Origin of the sequence: Arthrobacter jiangjiafuii, assembly GCF_018622995.1 — a bacterium.
GTDB lineage: Bacteria > Actinomycetota > Actinomycetes > Actinomycetales > Micrococcaceae > Arthrobacter_B > Arthrobacter_B jiangjiafuii.
On sequence record NZ_CP076022.1, the window covers coordinates 1,573,577 to 1,596,001 of the forward strand.

Genomic DNA, 22,425 nt, shown 5'->3' on the forward strand with positions numbered 1-22,425 from the left:
GATGGACGACCTGATACCCCTGACCCCGCAGCTGTGGGCCGCCGTCGCCGAAACCCTGTACATCGTGGGCCTGAGCCTGCTCTTCGGCGGGCTGGGCGGGCTGCTGATCGGGCTGGCCCTCTACACCACGCGCAAGGGCGCGTTACTGGCGAACCGGGCGGTGTTCGGCACCGTGAACGTGCTGGTGAACATTTTCCGGCCGATTCCGTTCATCATCTTCCTGGCCGCGGCGCAGCCGCTGGCCCGGTCGGTCACCGGCAGCGGAATCGGCAACAACGCCATCATCTTCACCCTGTCGCTGGCCGCTGCCTTTGGCATCAGCCGGATCGTGGAGCAGAACCTGCTGACCGTCCAGCCCGGTGTCATCGAGGCTGCCCGGTCGGTGGGGGCCGGACGACGGCGGATCATCGCCACGATCCTGATCCCGGAGGCGCTGGGCCCGCTGATCCTGGGCTACACGTACATCTTCGTGGCTCTGGTGGACATGTCGGCGGTGGCCGGCTACGTGGGCGGCGGCGGGCTGGGCAACTTCGCGATCCAGTACGGCTACCGGCAGTTCAACCCGGTGGTGACCTGGGCCGCCGTCGCCGTCATTATCGTGCTGGTCCAACTGGTGCAGTTCCTTGGAAACCAGGCGGCCCGGAAGGCGCTGCGGCGCTAGGCCCAGGAGGTGGTTGCGTGCGGGGCTACCCGATGCGGTAGTCGAGAATGAGGTAGCCGTTCGGTGAGATCACATTGTGGAGCGGGGTGAGGGGGACCGGCGGCAACCCGTCCAGGAGCCTTCGCCCCGTGCCCGCGACGGTCGGCGCCACCACGAGCCGGAGCTCGTCGGCCACGCCCGCGGCCAGCAGTGCCTGCGCGACCGAGATGCTGGCGTGCACGCCGATGTCGCCCCCGGGGAGGTCCTTCAGATCGCGCACGAAGTCGACCAGCTCTCCGTCGATGGCACGTGCGTTGGCCCAGCCGGAGCCGAGCGGGGTGGACGTCGCCACGTACTTCGGAACGGTGTTGATGAAGGAGGCGAAAGGCTCAATTTCGCTGCCCGGCCAGAACCCGGCCCATTCCTCGTAGCTGCGTCGGCCCAGGATCACGGCGTCCTGAGCTGCGATCCAATCGGCGTTGGCGGCGTCCACGGCGTCGTCCCATTCCGTGAAGAAGGGCTGCGGGTTTTCGGCGACACCGTCAAGGGACAGCAACTCACACACGACTACTTTTCTCGGGCTCATGACGCTTCACCCTCCGGTGTAGGCTGCGCCGCGGAGTTGTGGACCAGGGCAGCGGCGGCGGCGCCCGCCACGGCCATGCTAACGGAGGCGATCACCAGGGCCACACCGAATCCCGCAAGTTCTGCTTCATCCGGGGAAGTGCCCGCGGCTCCCGCAGCGGAGGCAGTCCGTACGGCAATACTGACGAGGATGGCGAGGCCGAGGGCCGCGCCGGCATGCGTCATCGTGGCTTGAATGCCCGAGCCAAGACCGGCGTCCTGCCCGCTGACGCCGGACAGCGCCGCCGTCGTCATGGTGGGCATGAGGATGCCCTGGCCGAGACCGACAGCCGCCATGCTGGGGAGCACCTGCGGGAAGTAGCCGGCATCCGGTGCCAGGAGCACGGCGGTCAGTCCCAGGCCCACGGCGGTGACGGCGCAGCCCGCCGTCAGGACCGCCCGCAGGCCCAGGCGGGGGATCATGGCCGAACCGAGGGCTAGCCCCGCACCGATCGCGATGCCGATTGGAAGGTAGGCGAGCCCCGCGACCAAGGGCGTGTAGTGAAGCGTGCCCTGCACATACAGGCTCAGGATGAACAGGAAGGATCCGAAGGCGGCCGCATTGACCAGTGTCACGGCGTTGGCGGTGAGCCGGGTCCGGTTGGCGAAAAAGGCCGGCGGGATCAGCGGGCGGCGGCTGCGGGACTCGATGAGGAACATCAACACCAGCAGCAGGACGCCGGCAACGAGCGGAACCACGACCGCCGGGGCGCTCCAGCCTGCTTCGGCTGCCTGCAGCAGGGCGTAGATGACGCCGGCCAGTCCGATGGTTCCGGCGAGCACTCCGGTGAACTCGGGCCGCGTGGCCCGCGTCATCCGGCTCTCGCTCAGCAGGCGGGGTCCCAGGACGAGAACCACGAGAACCACGGGAAGGGCGATGAGGAAGACGTAACGCCAGTTCAGCACGTCCGTGAGCACACCCGAGATGACGGTTCCGGTCACGCCGCCGATCCCGGCGAGTGCGCCCCAGATGCCGAAGGCCTTGGCGCGTTCCGTTGTCTCGGGGAAAAGCACGACGATGAGGGCCAGGGCGGCGGGGGCGGCGATCGCATCACCCATGCCTTGGATCACCCGCCCGCTAACCAGGACCCAGCCAGCCGGGGCCAAACCGGCCACAAGGGAGCCCGCGGCGAAGACGACGACACCGGTGAAGAACATCCGCCGCCGGCCGGCGAGATCGGCGATCCGCCCGCCCAGGAGCAGCAGCCCGCCCGCGGTCAGCGCATATGCGTCGACGACCCAGACCAGGTGTGTTGGGCCCAGGTTGAGGTCGGCGCCGATGCGGGGGAGGGCGATGTTCACCACGGTCAGGTCGAGGACGAGCAGGAACTGCATGGCAGCCAGTACTGCCAGGGCCTTCCACCGGCGGGGATCGGCCGGTGTCGCGGCGGCCTTCGGGGTGGACCGCTGTTCAGAGGTTGCCATGGCGGCCACCACCGGTTTCCCGAAGGGTCCGCCCGGTTTCGAGAAGGCTCTTCAAATCGCGCAGCATATAGGGATGGCCTCCGCCGGCACCGAGGGACTCGAAGTCCCCGCTGACCACAGCGGCCATATGCGGAGCGCCACGGAGATCGTGCGTGACGGTCAAGCGGGAACGGCCATCCGCGAGGCGCTCGATCTCGTACCGCACCTCGGTGGCAGGTTCCTGCGCCGAGTCCGGATCCACCAGAAAGCGCATTTCCGTCGCCAGCAAAGTGGGCGGGTCGTAGGCAGTCACGACACCTTCGATGATGATGTCCGGCGCGGGAATTGTGCCGTCTCCGGCGACCATGCGCAGGTGCGGCGGTTTCTCGACGAGGTAGCGGCCTCCCACCCGCGGCTCGACCACGGCACGGCCGCCATAGCCATACCGTTCCGTCCAGCCGGGCTCGGTGATGGCTGCCCAGATGCGCTCGGGTGCGGCGGCGATCTCGATCCTGTAGATCTGCGTCGTCCGATGGCGGCCTGATGCGGTCAGCTCTTCGTCGCGTAACCGCGGCACAACAGGAGTGTCGTCAGTCATGGTTCGCCCTCCAATGCCTCTTTCAGCTCGGACAGCGCCCCCACGCGCCCGGCCGTGTACTTGTCGATCCAGCGGTCGTGGATAAGGCGGATGGGCACAGGATTCAGGTAGTGCAGCTTCCACCGTCCGGATTTTTTGGTCGTGATGAGTCCGGCCTCCTCAAGGACACCGAGATGCCGCATCACGCCGAACCGGGTGAGTTCAATGCCGCTCATCAGTTCCGCAAGACTCTGCCCGTCGCGGACAAACAACCGATCCAGCAGCAGCCGCCTCGTCGAGTCGGCCAGAGCTTTGAATACCAGTTCGTCCTCATCGATCATGCGACCACCATAGGTGCCTGTTTTGTCACGTGTCAATAGGGTCACCTATGGTGGCTCGGTCGCCGACGTTGTACTGCACAGCAGCCACAAAGACTGGGAACCAGTGCTGCGTGCCCGCTACTTTTCCGCTGCCGGAGCCTGAGGCGTCCGGATTCCGACGACGGCGACCAGGCCGGCCAGGCCGAACAGCGCAGCCGCGGCGGCCGCCGTCCGTTGGAATCCGGGGAAATCCAGCGCGCCGCCGGAGATTGTTCCAGCCAGCGCGATGGCCACCAGTCCGGCGACCCGCGCGACGGCGTTGTTGACCGCGGACCCGATCCCGGCGTCGTTCCCGTTGAGCGCCCCGAGCACCGCGGCGGTCAGCGGGGCCACCATCACCGCCAGCCCGAGGCTGAAGAGCAGTAGGCCAGGGAGCAGCTGGGTGAGGAAATCCAACGGCGGGTGCACGGTGAGCATGAGCAGGAAACCGGCGCCGCAGATGAGCGGACCCACGGTCATGAACAGCCGCGGACCGTAGATGCCGGCTAGTTTTCCGAACTGTGTGGAGAGCGCCAGCATGGCCACGGGCAAGGGGAGCGCGGCGAATCCGGCCTCGGTGGCGGAGAAGCCGCCGGCCTCCTGGATGAAAACGGTGACACCGAACGAGCCCAGCGAGATGGCGCCGTAGGCCGCAGCAGTCACCAGGTTCCCGTACCGGAAATTCCGTGCCCGGAACAGGGACAACGGCATCATCGGTGCCGGCGTGTGCGCCTCGCGCAGGACAAAGAGCGCCAGTGCCGCGGTTCCAACGACCAGGGGCACGACGACGGCGGGATGTCCCCAGCCCAGCCGTTCCTGTTCGATCAGTGCGTAGACCGGCCCGCCGAGCCCGGCCACGGCCAGCAGGGCGCCGGGGATATCCAGTGCGGTGCGCCGGCGGACGGCGCTGTCCTGCAGTCGGGCCATCAGGAAAAGGGTGGCCGTCACCGGGACCACGTTCACGGCGAAGATCAGCCGCCAGCTGACCGAGTCCACCAGGATTCCACCCAGCAGCGGGCCAATGATCGCGGCGGTGCCGGTCCACGCGGTCCACCGGCCGATGGCGCGGGAGCGCTCCGGCTCCTGGTACGCCGTCGTGATCAGGGCCAGCGAACCGGGCACCAGCAGCGCCGCCGTCATGCCCTGAACCGCGCGGGCGAGGATGAGGATGCCGGGGTCCCAGGCCAGGGCGCAGGCGACGGATGCGGCTCCGAAGCCGATCAGGCCGATGCGGAGGATTTTCAGCCGGCCGTAGGAATCCGACAGGGAGCCGGCGAGCAGGATCAGCGCGCCAAGGGTGAGCAGGTACGCGTTCACCGCCCATTGCTGGGTGGGCAGCCCGCCCCCGAGCTCGGCGCTTAGGGCGGGCAGGGCCACGGTGACGATGGAGCCGTCGAGGAATGCGATGAAGGAGGCCAGGATGGCCACTACCAGCAGTCGGCTGCGGCCTGCCGTGCTGCTGCCGGTTCCTGCCATCGCGGGGGTTCCTCCCTGCCGGGCTTGTGCCTACATGCTGGCATCGGGGCGGCGGTTTCGATACCCGCGGTCAGCGTGGCTGCAGTCCCAGGCCTGCCAGATGGGCGGCGACGAGGGTGGCGCACTGGATCGATCCCATGTCCGTGGTGTCCACCTCGATGTCGTAATCGACCCCCACATGCACGGCATCGGCTTGGAGGATGGCCATGCCGACGGTGCGGTCGCCCCGGGCAATTTCCCTGCCGGCGGCGATCCGGCCATCGCACCGGACTCCCACCCAGAGCACTTCAAGCCCGTCGAGGTTCCTTCGGAGCCGTGCCTGGGATTCGCCTCCGCTGAGGAAGGCGTCATCGATGATGACCAAGGCGCCCGTGCGGGCCATGGCAGCCACGCCGGACCGCCAGGCCTCTTCGAGGCGGACATATTCGTCCCCGAGGTTCACTTCGCCGTCGGCGCCGAAGGCGATGCCGTCTCCAGAGCCGGACAGTGCCGGCGGGAGCGCGTCGACAAACGTGTCCACTCCGACACTCAGCCACGGCTCCGGGAGGATGGCCTGCAGGCAGCGTACGAGTCCGGATTTCCCGGAACTGGAACCGCCGTTCACCACGATCACTTGAATCGCCACTAACTTGTCTCCTCTTGCGGCCGGTGCTGAGCTCTTTGACGGCCCTGCATTCTGACGGCCCTGCATTCTGACTGCACAGCATTGTGACGGCACGCCGCCGTCACCGGAGTCTATAAGCCGTCGGGAGCGTGCCAGCGCAGGAGCGGGTCCCGGCAAGCACGTGGTCGCTATCCTGTGGTCATGGTTAGTGCAGAGCCAATCGCCGTCGACGCGGCGCGGGCAGGCCGGCGGGGGAGCCTGCTCCTGCTGATCCGCCTGGGGCTGGTGGCGGCCGCAACGGCGGCAGCATGGCTCGTGGTCCGGGCCATGGACGGTACTGCCGCCTTTCCGCCCACGCCGATGCTGGCCTCACTCAGCCTCCTGCCGGTGAACGTCATTTCGCTGCTTCTGGTCGCGCGCCTGCTGCGGAGCGAGGGGCAGAGCCTGCGCGCCCTCTTTGCTCCTGGCCGCTCGGTTCTGCGGGACACCGGGTGGGGCCTGCTGTGGATCGCGGTCCTGTATGTGCCGTTTGTGCTGGCCGTCATGGGGGCCATGTGGCTGCTCTACGGCGCAGGCATGTTCGAAGCGTTCCAGACCGTGTTTTACGACCCCGACGCCGCCGCCGTCGCCTCGCCGGTGTGGGCGCTGGTTTTGGGCATCGTGGCGGTCCTGACCTTCGCGCCGCTGAATGCCCCCGCCGAGGAGGCCGTCTACCGCGGATACGCCCAGTCCCGGCTGACCTCGTGGTGGTCTCCGTGGCCGGCGATGCTGGTCTGTTCGCTCGCATTCGGAGCCCAGCACGCCTTCTTCGCTCCCACCACCGAGGCGATGATCGTCTACGTTGCTGCCTTCACTGTCTGGGGCCTGGGGTCAGCGCTCATTGTCCGGGCCCAGCGCCGTCTCCTGCCGGTCACCATCGCGCACCTGCTGGTGAACCTCATGACCAGTTCCCCGGCTCTGGTGTTCCCCATCCTGATCCTCGCCGGCGTCGTCGAATCCTGACGCCGTCCTCTTCAGGAGAGCCCGGGAAGAGATCCAAGGAACGACGTCGCATCCGCTGCCACCCGGTCCGGGCATTCCCACAGAACCAGGTGCGCCGCGTCGGGGTAGACCGTCAACGCGGAACCCGTGATGCGGTCCGCCAGCGTGTCCTGGTCGCCGCGCGGCAGCAGCCCGTCCTGCGCGCCCCAAAGGATCAGGGTGGGAGCGTCGATGGTCCCGGCTTCGGTCGGCGGCACGGCCCGGTACAAGCCCCGCAGGATGCGCTTCCACGCATGCGCCGGCATCTTGACGCCGTCGCGCACCCGGTCCTCGATGAACCACTGCGGTACCTCCTGCACCAGCGGGTACCAGGAGAACGAATCCCGCACCCAATCCCCGCTGACGGGATCGCTCAGCCGGTCGACATCGTCGGCGAACGGGGGCCTGCCCTGCAGGCTCAGGGGAGCGCCCACCAACACGAGCGCCGCCACCACCTCGGGGTGCTCGACGGCAAGCTGCTGGGCCACGTAGCCGCCGCTCGAGGAGCCGAGGACGGCGGCACGGTCCAACCCCAGCGCCTCCAGGATGGCCGCGGCGTCGTCGGCCTGCTCTGCCAGCGAGTATCCGTCCTGCGGCTTATCGGCGTCGCCCTGTCCGCGGAGGTCGGGGGCGTAAATCCTGAAGCCGGCCAGGCCGGGAAGCAAGCGGTCAAAGCTCCCGCGGGATTCACCCCAGGCGTGCAACAGCAACAACGGTGCGGCGTCGGGATCGCCTTCGACGAGACAGGGCACCGTGATCCCGGTGCGGAGCTTCAGTTTCCGGACTTCGGAGTCCATATTTCAGGGTACGCCGGGTACGGCCGTCTGAACCCGAACTAATCCTCTCCGGTACATTCCTGCCTATGGCACCGGCGAATCTCTCCATCCGTCCCCCTGTGGAAAGCGACGCGCCCCGGCTGGCGGTTATTCATATTGCCGCTTGGAGGGCTGCGTACAGGGGAGTGATGAGCGACGACTACCTCGACGGACTGGACGTTGGGCGACATTCCGATGGGTGGCGCCGGAACATTCTCAATCCCCGGAACGGGACCGTCCATCTGGTGGCCCAGGTCGATGACGAGCTTGTCGGTTTCGCCATTGTGGGCCCGGGCGATAACACCTCTGATCCTTCGGTCGGGCAGCTGAACGCGATCAACCTGCATCCTGATTGGTGGGCCCAGGGAATCGGAACCGTGCTCTTCGCCGCTGCCGAAGAAACGCTGGTCTTGCTGGGGTATCAGGCAGGATTTCTGTGGGTGGAAGCCGGCAACGACCGCGCAATCAGCTTCTACACCAAGCGGGGCTGGCTGGACGACGGCGGCACCATGGAAGACGCCCGGTTCGATCCGCCCGTCGTCGAACGCCGGCACAGCCGCAGCTGGAAGGGCGAGCCTCACTGGGAAGGCCGATGAATACGGGATGGCGGGCCCGACCCCTCCCGTAATGGGGTGCTGATCGGGAGACTGGTGAAAAGGAACCCGGACCTCAGGGAAACGAGAAAACCATGACCAGTTTTATCTCGGGGAAAGTCGTTGTCATCACCGGAGCCTCATCGGGGATTGGCGAGGCCACAGCAAAGCTGCTCGCCCGCAGAGGCGCCAAGGTGGTTCTCGGTGCGCGCCGCCAGGACAAGCTGGACCGGATCGTCGCGCAGATCAAAGCGGCCGACGGAGAGGCAGTCAGCCAGAGCCTCGATGTCACCGTCCAGGCCGAGAACGACGCGATAGTGCAGTTGGCTCTGGACACGTTCGGCGGGCTGGACGCAGTCTTCCTCAACGCCGGGCTCATGCCCAACAGCCCCCTGTCGGCACTGAAGACCGACGAATGGCACCGGATGGTGGAGGTGAACGTGACCGGGGTACTCAATGGAATCGCTGCCGTGCTGCCGACCTTCATTGAGCAGAAGTCCGGTCATGCCATCGCGACCTCCTCGGTCGCGGGGCTGAAGGCGTATCCGGGCGGCGCGGTCTACGGCGGCACCAAGTGGTTCCTGCGCGACTTCATGGAGGTCCTGCGGATGGAATCCGCGTCCGAGGGGACGAACATCCGCACCGCCACGATCTATCCCGCCGCGATCAACACGGAACTGCTGCAGACCATCAGCGACCAGCGCACCGCCAAAGGGGCGCAGTCGCTCTATGAGCGGTACGGGATCGCGCCCGACCGGGTGGCCGACGTCGTCGCCTATGCACTGGATCTGCCGCCAGACACCACTGTCAACGAGTTCACCATCGGTCCGGCCAACCAGCCGTGGTGACCAGGGGAAGCGCGGGAGGTCAGCGTGGCACGCATTCTGGTCACCGGATCCACTGATGGTATCGGGCGGGCGACGGCGGCAAGGCTCCTGGACCAGGGGCACGACGTCGTTGTCCATGCCCGCACGCCGGCTCGGCTGAGCGCGGTTCGGGATCTGATTGAGCGAGGCGCCGGGGGAGTGGTCGGGGATCTGGGCCGGCTGCCCGAGGTCCGCGAACTGGTGGCGCAGGCGAACGCGCTGGGCCGGTTCGATGCCGTGATCCACAACGCCGGAACCATGGACAGGGCAATGGTGCTGCCGGTGAATGTGGTGGCACCGTACGTGCTTACTGCGCAAATGGAACGCCCGGACCGCCTGATCTACCTCAGCAGCGGCCTGCACCGCAGCGGGCGTCCAGGTCTCGCCGGCATTGACTGGCGCGGGAACCGGGCAACGGACTCCTATTCCGATTCGAAGCTGTTTGTCACCACTCTCATGGCTGCGGTGGCGAGGTTATGGCCGGATGTGCTGGCTCACGCCGTCGATCCCGGCTGGGTGCCTACTCGAATGGGCGGGCGGTCGGCGCCCGATGACCTGAGCCTGGCCGACCTTACCCAGGTCTGGCTTGCAACGACGGATGACCCGGCCGCCTTGGTGAGTGGGCGGTACTGGTTTCACCAGCAGTCCCGACCCCCGCACCCCGCGGTGGAGGACGCTTCGTTCCAGGATGAGCTGCTGGCCTCCCTCGCCGCCTACACCGGCGTCGCGCTGGCCGGCGGCTAGCCCGTGAGCCAGACGCCGGCACGTCGGTCCGATCGGCGGCTACTCTGCGGTGTCCTTGATGACGGTGTAGGAAGCAACTGCGTTGGGCGCCTGCATGCCCGGTGCCTGGTCATCGGAGTGCGAGGCCTTGAAGGAATCAGACTTCAGCCAGGCAAAGAAGTCCTCCTTGGAATCGAATTCCATGGTGGACAGATATGTGTTGCTCTTGCCCTCTGGGCGCATCAGCGTGCTGCGGCCCAATCCCGGAACGCCTTCCAGATTGGCCATGCTGTCGATAAACGCCTTTTCGAAGGCCTCGGCCGTCTCGGGTCCGACTTCCAGGGTGTTGACCACTACGTACATTTCCGACCTTTCAACAATTTCGCACCGGACAAGGCTGCCCGGCGTTGCAATTATACCGACACCTTGTCGGCAACTACCGCAGGTCCTTTCCAAGCGCCCCGCATCGTCGTGGCTCCGGGGGCGTGAAGGGACTTGAATGAGGACGCTGGACAAGCGGTCCCGGCACCCGGAGACTACTAACACTCCGACAGCCGGCCCCTTTGAAAAGGATGATTCCATGCCCACCAAGATCACGTTCGTCATCGACAATCCTGCCAACCCGGACGCATTCGAGACCGCCTACAAGGGCATCGCGGACAGTGCCAAACAGCTTCCCAAGCTGCGGAGGTTCGAGGGCGGAAAGGTCTGGCCGAAGGAGGACGGCTCGCCGACACCGGCCCACCGGACACTGGATCTGTACTTTGACAGCTATGAGGATGCCTCGGCTGCAGTGACAGTGCCTCCGTTCGCGGAACTGATCGGTCAGCTCAAGGAAACCGGGACCACCTTCAAGGCGCTGTTCTCGGCGGTGGAAGAGGGGTAGCGAAGCGGAGCCCGGCGACTAGAGGCTGTTGCCTTCGTTCTTCGCAGCGGCGGCCTCCCGGGCAGCGAGTTGCCGCCTGGGGTTAGAGACCCACTGTAGGTCGCCACGCCGCGCAGCGGATGGCACTCGTGCTTGGCCCAAGATCGGTGAATAAGGCAATGGATGCTTCGAGGTCGTCAACGGCGATCCCGACGTTCTCGAGTTTGATGGGCATGCGTCGAAGCTACGCCACCGTCGAACGGGAGGCAGATGTCGCTGACCCTGCTGAATTTCCTCCACGGAACTTACTGCTAGCGTATGTTCGGTCCTGCCTCGGGAAGAGCGTCCTTTGAAAGGTTATGAAGTGCCCAAAAACCAAAAAGAGCCCCGCTGTAAAGCCTGGCGAAAACCTCGTCCCAAAGGTGCCCGGCATATGGTCAGCACTGGCCTTGGCTATATTCCCCATGTTCGCCGTGCTGCTGATCGGCAGGACAATAACCAGGGCCATGGGCGGGGGCGAAGGACAGCTGAGCGACGTCGTGTCCATCCTCGCAATTGCGGTCCTGATCGCCGGATTAGCCAACCTGGGCTGGGTGGCGATATCGATTACGAGGAAGGTATTCGCGGCCAGCCACGAGATTGCAAATACCCTGCGCATGGAACACTCGATCATGGTGCTGCGCCCAGCCACATTGGTCCTGAAGGATGGTTTCAAGCCGCGCCTGAATCCGTCCGCGATCCCAGCTGTTGATTCAAACGGCCGGCAAATGACCATCACGATCAGCACCGACAGCACCGGGACCAGGATTGTCCCGACTATCCACGAGGTCGGCGGGAATAAGGTGGCAGATAGCTGATCACCGCGAAATGATGGACCGGTCATCGTCACGGCACTGACGGGCTGTTAGTTGAAGCAATACAAAACAACGTCCATAAACGGGGGAACAATGCTGTCATACGACAATTGGAGTCACACCACTGCCGGAGGCACCGCAATGGCCCTGGCACTGTCTGCCGTGTTCCTCGCCGGCTGCGGCAGCGAGCCGGAGACGTCAAGCTCTGCCCCCAGCAGCGCCCCCAGCCCCAGTGCCGGCCGGAGCACGTCATCGGCAAGCCCCACGCCGTCGCGAACCTCTGCCGCTCCCGCGAGTACAACCGCGGCTCCCCTGCCGCCCGCACCGATCCAGCCCGCGCCCGCCCAGCCCGCGCCCGCGCCGCTGACCGCGGAGGATGCGGAGAGAATCATCGCCAACTACCACCAGAACAGCGCTGACTTGGTGTATACGGTTTTCGACAACGGGGATGGCACATTCGAGGTGAAGGTAACTTCGCGTTCCATAGCCGCACAGGGAGGGACCGGCACAACCGGCCTTTATGTCGTGGAACAGAGTGGAAGCTTCGCGCTCAAGTAGGGTCCGGGGGGACGGTGCCCGCGCGCTGCGCGCGGTCTATATGGGCGCCCGCAGCTGAGGTTCTGCTGCGGCGTCGGTGCTCTGGGATCAGCTGGTGAGGGCCTTCAGCATCAGGCCCCGGGGCCGAAAGGTTTGTTCCCCCATAGCCCAGTGGCCAGGGGTCCCTCGAGGGGAACCCAAGGAGCCGGCCTGCAGGCTGAAGCTCACCGTAACTCCGCTGGCTTTAGGTATTGAGCTGTTTCAGGAACGACTTTAAGATGTTTTGCGGGGATGGCCTCGGTCTTACATAAATTCTGTAAGGGGCAAATCCAATGGCTGACTTTTTTACGGCCCAGCCGGGCGAGACAGCGGCTCCATTGCCGCCGGGGCCCATCCTGTGTACCGGATCGGCAGGTATGCGGCGCGTTCACCGCTTTTTCCTTTGGGCCTACGACGAGGCACCCGGCCTGGTGCGGTCCACCGATACCGGCGATACCGCTCGCGCCGCATACGTTGGGGAAGTCCTGGGAAACTTCGACGGAGTGCTTCACATCCACCACGAGGGCGAGGATCTGCTCATGTATCCCCAACTGGCTGGTCGGGCACCGGGGTGTGCACTGCACGTAACCCAGATGCTGGAGCACCACCGGCAGGTGGGGGAGCGGCTTGATCGCATCGAACCGGTCCGTCAACGCTGGATGGAGACGGCGGGTGCGGAGGACAGCGAGGAACTCGCTGACCTCTATGAGGACCTGTCCGCTCTGCTTAAAGTGCACCTGCGCCGCGAAGTCACTGAGGTGATGCCTGTTGTGGACCGAGTGCTGAGCGAAAAGGAAATGGACGCGGTCGGCCAGCACGGGATTGAACAGTTCGACAAGAAGTTCTTGGTGGGCTACCTCGGGATGATGATGGCTACGAATCCTCTGGATGACCAAAAGGCCTTCTTCAAGGAGATCCCCGCGCCGGTCCGTCTTGCCTACCGCCTCGTCGGGCGCAGAATGTATCGGCGACAGTATTCGACACTTTTTCCCGGGCGAAAAATCCCGGTGACACTTTAGTCTGTTCGTTAGCGTCTGAGTGGTTTCCCTTGTATCCGCCATCCGCCTGGGAACAAGCTCCGCAGGTCGCTGACACCAGTGCCGCGCCCACGCTCCGGTCCCTGATGCACGTTTGTGAGCCCACTTTGTCGTAAGAAAAAGAGTGGCAGACACTCTACGAACAGGAATAGCCAGGCGGTCCGGCACGGAGGCTACATAAGAATCCTCCGTGCCCCAGTAAACTAGCCTCATCTTCGGTATTGAAGTGACCTCCATCACATAAAAGGGAAATCGCTCTATGAGCAATGCAATTTCACCCAAGTCGTTTGTCCTGACTTGGATACTCTCGCTCTTCCTGGGCGGGCTTGGTATTGACCGCTTCTACCTCGGCAAGGTGGGAACGGGTATCCTCAAGCTCCTAACCTTCGGTGGCTTCGGTATTTGGACGCTGGTCGATCTGATCATCACCCTGACCGGCAACCAGAAGGACAAACAGGGTCGGCCCCTCGCGGGCTACAAGGAGAACAAGAAGACGGCGCTGATCACTACCCTGGCACTCTGGGCCGTCAGCTTCATCCTCTCCATCATCGTGATTCCGATGACGATGAACTCGATTGCCTCCCGCCTTGGACCTCAGCCCCCGGTCCCAGGCCAGTCGGATTGGTACATGTCGCCTGAAGCGTCTCCCGTAGCGGTACCTGAATCCACCTCAGGAGTAGGCGTGCTGACTCCTGTTCCCGAGGTGACTGAGATGCCGCTCATGCCGGAGGGCATCGTGATTGACCCGTCCGCTCCGCAGGAGTTCCAGGATGCCATGGCTCATTCTTCGGCCTACATCTCGCTCGCCATGAGCAAGGCCGAAATCTACGACAAGCTGGGCTTCGCTGGCTACTCCCCGGAAGCGGCTCAGTACGTCATCGACAATCTGGACGTGGACTACAAGCAGCACGCGCTCCAGAACGCCCAGAGCTACAAGGACGGCTGGAACAAGACCAACGAGGAAATCTACGACCAGCTCGTCAGCGAATACGGCGAGCAGTTCACCCCGGAGGAGGCAGACTACGCCATCGCGAACCTGAAGTAGTCGCAGGCCGAACACACGGAAATAGCCAGAAGCAGATAAGGACTAAAGAGAAGGTGAGTCGGGGCTATCCTTATCTCTGGATGATCTACGCACGCTATCGAGTGAAGCCAGTAGTCAGAAGTTACATGACGAGCTAAATGTTTTTCCGTCAATTAAGACTGATGTACGTTTCGACAGTTTGCAGGCTGCCCTTCAGAAGGCTCACCAGCAATGCCGGTGCTTTCTCAACCATGCCTACCCACCCGAGATTCGCTGGAGTGTCCCTTGCTCGGCCTGAACGGGAGGAGGGTATGCCCGCGTCATTTGGGGCGGGTCCTTGAGCATCGGCTGTGGGCGATCAACGTCAGTTCCGGTAACCGAAGAGGGCTGGGCATGCCGAGACTTTTTCTCATACTACGGCGAGCACGGAGTCTCCTGAGTGGTAGTAAAGGCTTCGTAGGCCCGTCACACCCCGACCCCCGATTCCGCCGCAACCGGCGTCACAGCGTAGCCTTGACCTGTGAAAACCTTCGAAGACCTCTTTGCAGAGCTGAGCGAGAAAGCGCAGAACCGCCCCGCCGGTTCCCGCACGGTAGCTGAACTGGAATCGGGCGTTCACGGCATCGGCAAGAAGATTGTCGAAGAAGCCGCCGAAGTCTGGATGGCCGCCGAATACGAATCCGAGGCCGAATGCGCCGAAGAAATCTCCCAGCTGCTCTACCACCTGCAGGTACTCATGCTCGCCAAAGGCATGACGCTCCAGGACGTCTACAAGCATCTCTAGCCACGCGCTGAACCAGTGCGTGGCCCCGCCGGCAAACCTCACCCCACCAACAGTGACTTCCAGCGAAAGATGCCTCCCATGCTCCGTGTAGCCGTCCCCAATAAGGGATCCCTCTCCGAATCCGCCTCCGCCATGCTCTCCGAAGCGGGCTACCGCCAGCGCCGCGACAGCCGCGAACTGGTCCTGGTGGATCCGGACAACGACATTGAATTCTTCTTCCTCCGCCCGCGCGACATCGCCGTCTACGTCGGCGCCGGTACGCTCGACGTCGGCATCACCGGCCGCGACCTGTTCCTCGACGCCGAGGTGGATGCCGAAGAGCTGATGAACCTGGGCTTCGCCAAGTCCACCTTCCGCTTCGCCGGACCGGCCGGCGACTTCACCGCCGTCGAACAGCTCGAAGGCAAGCGCCTGGCCACCAGCTACGACGGCCTGCTCCGCAACTACCTGGCCGACCGCGGCATCAACGCATCAGTGGTCCGGCTCGACGGCGCCGTGGAATCCTCGGTGCGCCTCGGCGTCGCCGACGCGATCGCCGACGTCGTCGAAACCGGAACCACGCTGCGCGCCGCCGGCATGGAAATCTTCGGCGAACCCATCCTGAAGTCCGAAGCCATCCTGATCGGCCGCCGCGGCGAAAGCCCCGCCGGCGTCGACGTCCTGATCCGCCGCCTGCGCGGCGTCCAAGTGGCGCACCAGTACGTGATGATGGATTACGACGTGCGCCGCGAGCTCGTGGACCAGGCCGCAGCGCTGACGCCGGGCCTGGAATCGCCCACCGTCTCGCCCCTGCAGGACAGCGGCTGGGTGGCTGTGCGCTCCATGATCAAGAAGTCGGACACGAACCGGATCATGGACGAACTCTATGAACTCGGCGCCCGCGCCATCCTCGTGAGCACCATCCACGCCTGCCGGATCTAGGGGAAATCACCATGAGTGTTGCCATCCGCGTCATTCCCTGCCTGGACGTCGACGCCGGCCGCGTGGTCAAGGGCATCAACTTCGAGGGCCTGCGCGACGCCGGAGACCCCGTGGAGCTGGCGCACCGCTATGACCGCGCCGGCGCCGACGAGCTGACCTTCCTGGACGTGACGGCCTCCTCGGGCGAGCGGGACAACGTGTTCGACGTCGTCTCCCGCACCGCCGAGGAAGTCTTCATTCCGCTGACCGTCGGCGGGGGAGTGCGCGGCATCGCCGACGTCGACCGGCTGCTGCGCTCCGGCGCGGACAAGGCTTCGATCAACTCGGCCGCCGTCGCCCGCCCGGACGTCATAGACGAGATCACCCGCCACTTCGGCTCCCAGGTGCTGGTGCTCTCCGTGGACGCACGGCGCACGCACGACGGCGCCACGCCGTCGGGCTTTGAGATCACCACGCACGGCGGCCGCCGGGGGACCGGGATCGACGCCGTCGCCTGGGCCCGCGAGGCGGCGGACCGCGGCGTGGGGGAGATCCTGCTGAACTCCATCGACGCCGACGGCACCCGCGAGGGCTTCGACCTGGAGATGATCAAGGCCGTCCGTGCCGCAGTGACCGTGCCGCTGATCGCCTCCGGCGGTGCCGGTGCGCCCGAGCACTTCCCGCCGGCCGTGGCAGCCGGGGCCGACGCCGTCCTGGCTGCGTCGGTGTTCCACTTCGGGCCCGATGACGCGATTCACCAGGTCAAGGCCGCCATTCGTGCTGCCGGGTATCCGGTGCGCTAACGCTCCCCGGCGGTAACGCATCAACGCCGGACAACGAGGTTCGCGGCCGTGAGGTCAGCGCTTGTGCATGATGCGGAGGAGAGCATCCCGAGCCTGCAAGGTGGGATTACCCACGGAGCTGTTTGCACGCCAGGCGACGAATTTGTCGGGCCTGATCAGGACAGCACCGGCAGGACCGTGGCCGCGGTAGCGTGTCCACGCGCATCGGGGGTCCAGATAGTCGCCCGAGGTGTGACCGACTGTGATCGCAAGCACATCGATGCCTTCTTCAGCGGCGGCGGATCGGACAGCGTTCACCCATCCGGCGCCGGCTTCCCCGGCGACCAGCACATACTGTCCGACGCCTCCGATGTCTTGGATGGCAATCCGATTTCCACGGTGGTCCTCGAGCCACGCGTGCGGCAGGGGCGAACCCGGCCTGGCTGAGGGTTCATAGATCCGGATCTCTTCTACCGGCTGTGGCTCGGGGCTCCCGTCCGCAACGACGGCCTGCGATTCATAGCGGTAGCCGAATTCGATGTTGTGTTCCCGGAACTCCATGGACTGTGCGGCAATGGCGAACCGAAGTTTGGCACGGAAGTCCTCCTCGGCCGGGTCGTCGCTCCAGATTCGTTTCAGGGCGGTGAGGTTTTCCTCTTCGGACTGCGTGGGTGAGACGCCGAGCGCCTGGCCGATGGCCATGTGGTTCAAGGCGTTCTCAGTGGAACGCCGGACGTTGGTGACGGCGACAGGCCGACGTTCCTGTTCATAAGTGGCCAGCAGCTCCGGAGAGGCTTGTCGGCGCAGCACGGCTGCAATCTTCCAGCAGATGTTGTAGGCGTCCTGAATGGCAGTATTGAGGCCCAGTCCACCCGTCGGACCGTGCCGATGGGCTGCGTCGCCCAGCAGGAACGCCCGGTTCTCCTGGAACCGCTCCGCGACCAGTGCCTCGAAGGACCACCGGGTAATCTTGTGGACTTCCGGCTCAAGGTCAGGCAGCCCCAGCGCCATCTTCATGTCGGCAACCATGGCCCCGTCGTCGAAGATGCGCCTGTCATCCGCGGCGTAGTTCTCGTGGAAGACCCACTCCTCCGACTCCGGACCCCACTTCTCCGGGCCCATGGGTATCAGCAGCGTGAGCAGGCCGGTATGCGCAGGCCACATCCAACGGATCAGCACGCCGGGGTCACTGACATGCTGGCTGAGATCTGCGGAAAAGTGAACTGAGACGCTGTAGAGGATGTTCCGTTCCCCCTGCATATCGATGCCGAGAGCGTTGCCGACGGTCCGGCCGCCGTCGCAGCCCAGCAGGTAAGCACTGCGAACGGTGAATGTTTCACCGGTCTCCTTGTTGAGCACGGTGGAAGTGACGCCATCGTCGTCCTGCTCGAAAGAGATCAGCTCATGGTTGAAGAGCACACCTTCGGGTGACTTTTCCCGGGCATGTTTCAGAAGGATGGGTTCCAATCTGATCTGCGGCAAATTGGTCTGTCGGCACGGGCTTGCCGCGACGTAGTCCGGATCCTGATAGCCTGCGCCCCAGGATTCCTGGCGGGCAATCTCCTTGCCGTAGATGGGGTCCTTGCCGACGAGGCCGGCGTACCAGCCGGTGGCGGCCATGTTTTCCGCCGGAGTGCCCTGGGCGTAAATATCATCAGCGACACCGAGCTTTCGGTAAACCTCCATGGAACGCTGCTGGAGCACGTGGGCCTTTGGCAGCACGGAAATGGATGCCGTGCTGCTGATGGCGAGGGACTCGATCCCAAGATCCGAGAACAGCATCGAAGCCGTCAGTCCGGCACCCCCTGCTCCAACAATCAGTACGGGAATATCGAGGTGGTTCATGGTTGCCTCCTGGGCGCCGGACGTTTCTGCCGGCCGGGTCTCTCGTCATTGAGGATGGAAGTCTTTACCTGGCGGCGTACAAGCGGTTGACTGTGGCTGATTCGATCTCAGGCCGTGGCTTGGGTGACGCTGTTCGCCTTGACCGGCCTGCCCGCTGTAAAGAAGCTGACCGCCGCCATTACGGCCGCCAGAAGTCCCAGAATGCCGATGCCGGCTGCGAGGCCACCCGCTGCTGCGCCGAGGGCCGCCACGACGAAGGGGCAGATGAACTGGCCGATCCACAAAGAACTGGTCCAGATCCCTGTGCCCGTCCCGCGCACCTCCTGCGGCAGAACACCAAGAGCCCAAGTGATCAGCGATGGCAACAGCAGACCGGTGCCCGCGCTGGCGAAAACGGCTCCTGCCATTGCTACCGGAATCGAGGAGGCACCCCAAATCACCACAAACCCGACGGACGTCAAACCGAAGGCAATAGGCAGAAGCCGGTACGGACCGAAGCCACCGACCAGGCGGAAGGAGAAGGCCCCAACTGCAGTAGCCAGCGAGGCCAAAGCTGACATCATCCCGATTCTGGCTACATCAGAGAGGCCGAGATCAGTCAGGATGTAGGAGAGGTGGACGACCAGAGTGTAGAAGGCGATCCCGCCGAACAACGTGACCACGGCCGGTTTGCTGAGCTGACGCCACGGGACGGCCTGGCGCAGATTGCGCGTAGGGTTTTTGACCGGTTCCCAGAGGACAGGCAGCATGATGGCAGCCAGCACTACGGCGACGCCGTACATCCAGAAGGTGTTGCGCCAGCCGCCGGCACCGAGAAGGCCGCCGATCGTCAAGAACGCCACCGCGCTGACGGTGGTGAAGACGGTCTGAAGGGACAGGTACTTGTTGCGGCGGGTTTCGTGGAAGTAGTCACCGATCAGTGTGGTGCAGCAGGTCATGATGAAGGCCTCGCAGACGCCTACGAAGGCCCGTGTGACGACAATCTGGACCAGCGAATCCATGAAGAAGGGTGCCATGCCGAAGACAGCGTAGGCGACCATTGCCCAGAGCAGCAGGTTTTTGCGCCCCACCTTGTCTGCGACAGCGCCGGCGACCGGCGAAACCAACGCGACGAACAGGGCCGGAACGGTCAGGACCATCGGAACCAGGATGGCGACACCGGGTGTGTCCGCGAAGTGTGCGGCCATGGTTGGCAGCACGGGTGACAGGAGAACCGCGCCCAGGACCGGCATACAGCTGCCCAACAGCAGGAGTATCCCCTGCATAGTGGTGCCGAGGCCCCGCAGGGCACCGGATGTGGAGACGCCGGGGTCAGTTGCCGAAGCAGCATGTGCTCCCGAGGAAGAAGAGCCGGTCATGAATATCCCCTTTGGACTGTGACGCACGTCTCTAGCGCGTCCGTGGTCCAGCCAGCATCAACCACTTTTGTCGTCAATGCAAGCAATTATCGAAAATATCCGGATTATCCTCGAATCAGTTGTAGCGGCCACCGCCGTCTTCTGCCAAGGCCGCCTGGAGCAGCAAGTCTGTGGTGCATTGGAGGTGGCGCCCTAAGGCCGCAACTGCCTCGTCGGCGCGTCTGTCGCAGGCCAGCTCCATCAGTTCCCGGTGCTCGGCGGGAACGTCACGCTTGGCTTCTGCCACACCTACCCCCGAAAGCTGGCGGTAGAGTTCAGAGCTGTCCCGAAGTCCCCGCACCATGCCGATCAGTCGCTGACTGCCGCTGGCTGTGCCCAACGCGTCATGGAAGGCTGCATGGGCTGCACTCCATTCAGCCGTGGTGCCGGGCTCGCCCTCGCGGTGGAGCTCGGCCCGCTCCAGCACGTGGTGCGAGGAGACGACCCTGGCCTCCCAATCCATGTCGCCGTTTTCGATGGACCGACGCAGGGCCAGACCCTCCAGCATGATGCGCAGCTCGGTGACGTCAATCAGGTCTTCCCGTGAGATTTCCGTTACCCGGAACCCCTGATTGGGCAGAAGTACTACCAAATGCTGTTCAGTGAGGCGGACCAGGGCTTCCCTGATGACTGACATGCTGGTTCCATACCGCTTGGACAACACCGCAAGGCGCAGGGGACTGCCTGGCGCAAACACATTGCCAAGGATCTCGGCGCGGAGTTGTTCGTGAACATGGGCAGTCAATGTTGCGGAGCGAGGTTGGGTGACCATGGGAAAACAGTACCGCTGCCACGTGAATCGAAAGTTCATCGATAATCATTTGCCTTCGCCGGGGAGCCCTGAGAGGCGGCGGCCCTGCCGGCGGTGGGCGTCACCGCTATCACTGCGGTGAGAGGCCAAGGCAGGGTCACGGCGGGGAGCCGCGTCCTGGTCAGGGGTGCAGCCGGCGGAGTCGGAAGTGCTGCCGTCCAGTACGCTCACTCACTGGGTGCGCACGTCACCGCTCTTGCCAGTAAGTCGAACATGCAGCCGGTGCGTGATCTTGGGGCAGATACCGTGCTCGACCGAAGGCTGACGCGCGTTGAGGACCTCGGAAGTTTCGACGCGATCATCGACACCGTCGGCTCCGACCTGCTGCAGTACCGTCAGCACCTATCAGAGCACGGGCGAATGGTCACAATCGCTTTCTCTTCCGTGAGGAGCATTGCGGCGATCGCCTTTTCAGCTATCTACGGACGGAAACGGATCAGAAGCTTCGGGGGCAAGCCGCCGCGAGGGTTGATTGCGGACCTTACGAATGCCGTCGAGGCCGGCGCAATGATGCCCGTCATCCAGGAAGTCCATCCGATTGAGAAGATCGCCGATGCGCACCGAGCCCTTGAGGCAGGTGGTGTCCGGGGCAAACACGTCATCCGCATCCGAGCCTGACCGCTGTCCCGCTCACGTACTAACGCTGCTGTGACGCCGGGACAAGCCCTTTATCTGTACACCCTCCGAGGGTTGTCAGGGTGGAGGGAAATAAATCACCCCGGAGCGGGCTTGTGCTTTAAGTGCCCTTTTTCGGCACTGTTCCCCCACAGCTTGGAGAAGTATGACCACCGCTCGCGCTTACGCCGCCACCTCAGCCACCGACCCGCTGGTTCCCACCACGATCGAACGCCGCGACGTCGGCCCGCACGATGTCCTCATCGACATTGCCTACGCCGGGGTCTGCCACTCGGACATCCACACCGTCCGCGGCGAGTGGGGACCCATCGCCTATCCGCAGGTGGTCGGCCACGAAATCGTCGGCACCGTAGCCGAGGTCGGCGCCGAGGTGACCCGCCACAAGGTCGGCGACCGGGTGGGCGTGGGGTGCATGGTCAACTCCTGCCGCGAGTGCGAGAACTGCCTCGCCGGCATGGAGAACTACTGCCTCAACGGCAATACCGGCACCTACACCGCCGTGGACCGCGACGGCTCCATCACGCAGGGCGGTTACTCGACGGCCATCGTCGTCGTCGAGGACTTCGTGCTGAGCGTGCCCGAGAGCATCCCGTATGAAGCCGCAGCCCCGCTGCTCTGCGCCGGCATCACCACCTACTCGCCCCTGGCCCACTGGAACGCGGGACCGGGCAAGAAGGTCGCCGTCGTCGGCATGGGCGGACTCGGCCACATGGGCGTCAAGATCGCCGCCGCGATGGGCGCCGAAGTTACCGTGCTGTCCCAGTCGCTGAACAAGCAGGACGACGGCCTGCGCTTTGGTGCCGAGCACTACTACGCCACCAGCGACGCCGAAACGTTCAAGAAGCTCGCGAACACCTTCGACCTGATCATCAACACAGTCAGCGCGCCGGTGGACATGCAGCAGTACCTGTCCCTGCTCCGCCTGGACGGAACGATCGTCAACGTCGGCGCCCCGCCCAAGCCGCTGCCGGTCTCGGTCTTCGCGCTCATGGGCAACCGCCGCTCGTTCGCGTCGTCGGGGATCGGCAGCATCGCCGAGACCCAGGAGATGCTGGACTTCTGCGCCGAGCACAACATCGCCCCCGAGGTCGAGCTGATCGATGCCGCGGAAATCAACACCGCCTACGAACGGGTGCTGAAGTCCGACGTCCGCTACCGCTTCGTCATCGACGCCGCGACGATCTAGTCCGGCTCCGGCTCCGGCTCTGTTGGT

26 protein-coding genes and 1 pseudogene are annotated in these 22,425 nt (G+C 64.5%); 14 read left to right on the plus strand and 13 right to left on the minus strand.

What is annotated here, in order from left to right:
- Window position 1 precedes the first annotated feature (1 nt).
- Window positions 2-661: a methionine ABC transporter permease gene (locus KKR91_RS07395; RefSeq protein ID WP_210231045.1), complete on the plus strand. Its 660-nt coding sequence runs from the start codon at window positions 2-4 to the stop codon at window positions 659-661.
- A 25-nt stretch (window positions 662-686) separates the two neighbouring features.
- Here KKR91_RS07395 and KKR91_RS07400 read toward each other — a convergent pair whose 3' ends face one another.
- The 6 genes from KKR91_RS07400 to cpt all read right to left on the minus strand — a co-directional run bounded on the left by KKR91_RS07400 (window position 687) and on the right by cpt (window position 5,705).
- Window positions 687-1,226, minus strand: coding sequence for a dihydrofolate reductase family protein (locus KKR91_RS07400; RefSeq protein WP_210231046.1), 540 nt, complete (start codon window positions 1,224-1,226; stop codon window positions 687-689).
- Entirely contained in the window at window positions 1,223-2,689 is a 1,467-nt protein-coding gene (locus tag KKR91_RS07405; RefSeq protein ID WP_210231047.1) for an MFS transporter, read from the minus strand. The genes KKR91_RS07400 and KKR91_RS07405 overlap by 4 nt, the downstream gene beginning before the upstream one ends.
- Window positions 2,676-3,266 (minus strand): SRPBCC domain-containing protein, encoded by a 591-nt coding sequence (locus tag KKR91_RS07410; RefSeq protein ID WP_210231048.1) that lies wholly within the window; start codon window positions 3,264-3,266, stop codon window positions 2,676-2,678. Before KKR91_RS07410 ends, KKR91_RS07405 begins: the two co-directional genes overlap by 14 nt.
- The gene (locus tag KKR91_RS07415) at window positions 3,263-3,586 is read right to left on the minus strand and encodes an ArsR/SmtB family transcription factor (protein WP_210231049.1); all 324 of its coding nucleotides are present in this window, start codon (window positions 3,584-3,586) and stop codon (window positions 3,263-3,265) included. Before KKR91_RS07415 ends, KKR91_RS07410 begins: the two co-directional genes overlap by 4 nt.
- A gap of 117 nt (window positions 3,587-3,703) precedes the next feature.
- Window positions 3,704-5,080, minus strand: coding sequence for an MFS transporter (locus KKR91_RS07420; RefSeq protein WP_210231050.1), 1,377 nt, complete (start codon window positions 5,078-5,080; stop codon window positions 3,704-3,706).
- A 70-nt stretch (window positions 5,081-5,150) separates the two neighbouring features.
- Window positions 5,151-5,705, minus strand: a complete 555-nt coding sequence (gene cpt, locus KKR91_RS07425) for a chloramphenicol phosphotransferase CPT (protein WP_210231051.1) — start codon at window positions 5,703-5,705, stop codon at window positions 5,151-5,153.
- Between the two features lie 180 nt (window positions 5,706-5,885).
- Between cpt and KKR91_RS07430 the strand changes: the two genes are divergently transcribed.
- Entirely contained in the window at window positions 5,886-6,686 is an 801-nt protein-coding gene (locus tag KKR91_RS07430; RefSeq protein ID WP_210231052.1) for a CPBP family intramembrane glutamic endopeptidase, read from the plus strand.
- Window positions 6,687-6,697: 11 nt separating this feature from the next.
- Here the strand turns inward: KKR91_RS07430 and KKR91_RS07435 are convergent, their stop codons facing one another.
- A complete protein-coding gene (locus tag KKR91_RS07435) occupies window positions 6,698-7,501 on the minus strand; it encodes an alpha/beta fold hydrolase (RefSeq protein WP_210231053.1) in 804 nt (267 codons plus the stop codon).
- Between the two features lie 167 nt (window positions 7,502-7,668).
- Here KKR91_RS07435 and KKR91_RS07440 point away from each other — a divergent pair, with 167 nt between their 5' ends.
- From KKR91_RS07440 to KKR91_RS07450, 3 genes are all read left to right on the plus strand, one after another.
- Entirely contained in the window at window positions 7,669-8,115 is a 447-nt protein-coding gene (locus KKR91_RS07440) for a GNAT family N-acetyltransferase (RefSeq protein WP_237687532.1), read from the plus strand.
- A 92-nt stretch (window positions 8,116-8,207) separates the two neighbouring features.
- On the plus strand, window positions 8,208-8,960 hold the full coding sequence (locus tag KKR91_RS07445) for an SDR family oxidoreductase (protein WP_210231055.1): 753 nt from the start codon (window positions 8,208-8,210) through the stop codon (window positions 8,958-8,960).
- A gap of 24 nt (window positions 8,961-8,984) precedes the next feature.
- Window positions 8,985-9,722 carry an SDR family NAD(P)-dependent oxidoreductase gene (locus KKR91_RS07450; protein ID WP_210231056.1) on the plus strand — a complete coding sequence of 246 codons (738 nt, stop codon included), beginning with the start codon at window positions 8,985-8,987 and terminating at the stop codon, window positions 9,720-9,722.
- 39 nt (window positions 9,723-9,761) lie between these two features.
- Here KKR91_RS07450 and KKR91_RS07455 read toward each other — a convergent pair whose 3' ends face one another.
- Entirely contained in the window at window positions 9,762-10,064 is a 303-nt protein-coding gene (locus KKR91_RS07455; RefSeq protein ID WP_210231057.1) for an antibiotic biosynthesis monooxygenase family protein, read from the minus strand.
- A 217-nt stretch (window positions 10,065-10,281) separates the two neighbouring features.
- Between KKR91_RS07455 and KKR91_RS07460 the strand changes: the two genes are divergently transcribed.
- Window positions 10,282-10,587: an EthD domain-containing protein gene (locus KKR91_RS07460; RefSeq protein WP_210231058.1), complete on the plus strand. Its 306-nt coding sequence runs from the start codon at window positions 10,282-10,284 to the stop codon at window positions 10,585-10,587.
- 136 nt (window positions 10,588-10,723) lie between these two features.
- Here KKR91_RS07460 and KKR91_RS17000 read toward each other — a convergent pair.
- A pseudogene (locus tag KKR91_RS17000) lies at window positions 10,724-10,801 on the minus strand (VOC family protein); the annotation flags it as partial.
- A 214-nt stretch (window positions 10,802-11,015) separates the two neighbouring features.
- On the opposite strand from KKR91_RS17000, the gene KKR91_RS07465 reads away from it, so the two are divergent.
- Complete coding sequence (locus tag KKR91_RS07465; protein WP_210231059.1) at window positions 11,016-11,423, plus strand: hypothetical protein; 408 nt, start codon at window positions 11,016-11,018, stop codon at window positions 11,421-11,423.
- A 113-nt stretch (window positions 11,424-11,536) separates the two neighbouring features.
- On the opposite strand, the gene KKR91_RS07470 is transcribed toward KKR91_RS07465, so the two are convergent.
- Window positions 11,537-11,812, minus strand: coding sequence for a hypothetical protein (locus tag KKR91_RS07470; protein ID WP_210231060.1), 276 nt, complete (start codon window positions 11,810-11,812; stop codon window positions 11,537-11,539).
- Between the two features lie 477 nt (window positions 11,813-12,289).
- Between KKR91_RS07470 and KKR91_RS07475 the strand changes: the two genes are divergently transcribed.
- From KKR91_RS07475 to hisF, 5 genes are all read left to right on the plus strand, one after another.
- Entirely contained in the window at window positions 12,290-13,015 is a 726-nt protein-coding gene (locus KKR91_RS07475) for a hemerythrin domain-containing protein (protein ID WP_210231061.1), read from the plus strand.
- Between the two features lie 277 nt (window positions 13,016-13,292).
- Entirely contained in the window at window positions 13,293-14,078 is a 786-nt protein-coding gene (locus KKR91_RS07480) for an Ltp family lipoprotein (protein WP_210231062.1), read from the plus strand.
- Between the two features lie 499 nt (window positions 14,079-14,577).
- On the plus strand, window positions 14,578-14,841 hold the full coding sequence (locus tag KKR91_RS07485; RefSeq protein ID WP_210231063.1) for a phosphoribosyl-ATP diphosphatase: 264 nt from the start codon (window positions 14,578-14,580) through the stop codon (window positions 14,839-14,841).
- A 78-nt stretch (window positions 14,842-14,919) separates the two neighbouring features.
- Window positions 14,920-15,762, plus strand: coding sequence for an ATP phosphoribosyltransferase (gene hisG / locus KKR91_RS07490; protein WP_210231064.1), 843 nt, complete (start codon window positions 14,920-14,922; stop codon window positions 15,760-15,762).
- An 11-nt stretch (window positions 15,763-15,773) separates the two neighbouring features.
- The gene (hisF, locus tag KKR91_RS07495; protein ID WP_210231065.1) at window positions 15,774-16,544 is read left to right on the plus strand and encodes an imidazole glycerol phosphate synthase subunit HisF; all 771 of its coding nucleotides are present in this window, start codon (window positions 15,774-15,776) and stop codon (window positions 16,542-16,544) included.
- 54 nt (window positions 16,545-16,598) lie between these two features.
- On the opposite strand, the gene KKR91_RS07500 is transcribed toward hisF, so the two are convergent.
- From KKR91_RS07500 to KKR91_RS07510, 3 genes are all read right to left on the minus strand, one after another.
- On the minus strand, window positions 16,599-18,368 hold the full coding sequence (locus KKR91_RS07500; protein ID WP_210231066.1) for an FAD-dependent monooxygenase: 1,770 nt from the start codon (window positions 18,366-18,368) through the stop codon (window positions 16,599-16,601).
- A 107-nt stretch (window positions 18,369-18,475) separates the two neighbouring features.
- On the minus strand, window positions 18,476-19,726 hold the full coding sequence (locus tag KKR91_RS07505; RefSeq protein ID WP_237687533.1) for an MFS transporter: 1,251 nt from the start codon (window positions 19,724-19,726) through the stop codon (window positions 18,476-18,478).
- Between the two features lie 115 nt (window positions 19,727-19,841).
- On the minus strand, window positions 19,842-20,576 hold the full coding sequence (locus tag KKR91_RS07510; protein WP_337925356.1) for a GntR family transcriptional regulator: 735 nt from the start codon (window positions 20,574-20,576) through the stop codon (window positions 19,842-19,844).
- A 78-nt stretch (window positions 20,577-20,654) separates the two neighbouring features.
- Here KKR91_RS07510 and KKR91_RS07515 point away from each other — a divergent pair, with 78 nt between their 5' ends.
- Window positions 20,655-21,194, plus strand: coding sequence for a zinc-binding dehydrogenase (locus KKR91_RS07515; protein WP_237687602.1), 540 nt, complete (start codon window positions 20,655-20,657; stop codon window positions 21,192-21,194).
- A gap of 163 nt (window positions 21,195-21,357) precedes the next feature.
- Window positions 21,358-22,398, plus strand: coding sequence for an NAD(P)-dependent alcohol dehydrogenase (locus tag KKR91_RS07520; protein WP_210231069.1), 1,041 nt, complete (start codon window positions 21,358-21,360; stop codon window positions 22,396-22,398).
- The last annotated feature ends 27 nt before the right edge of the window (window positions 22,399-22,425 follow it).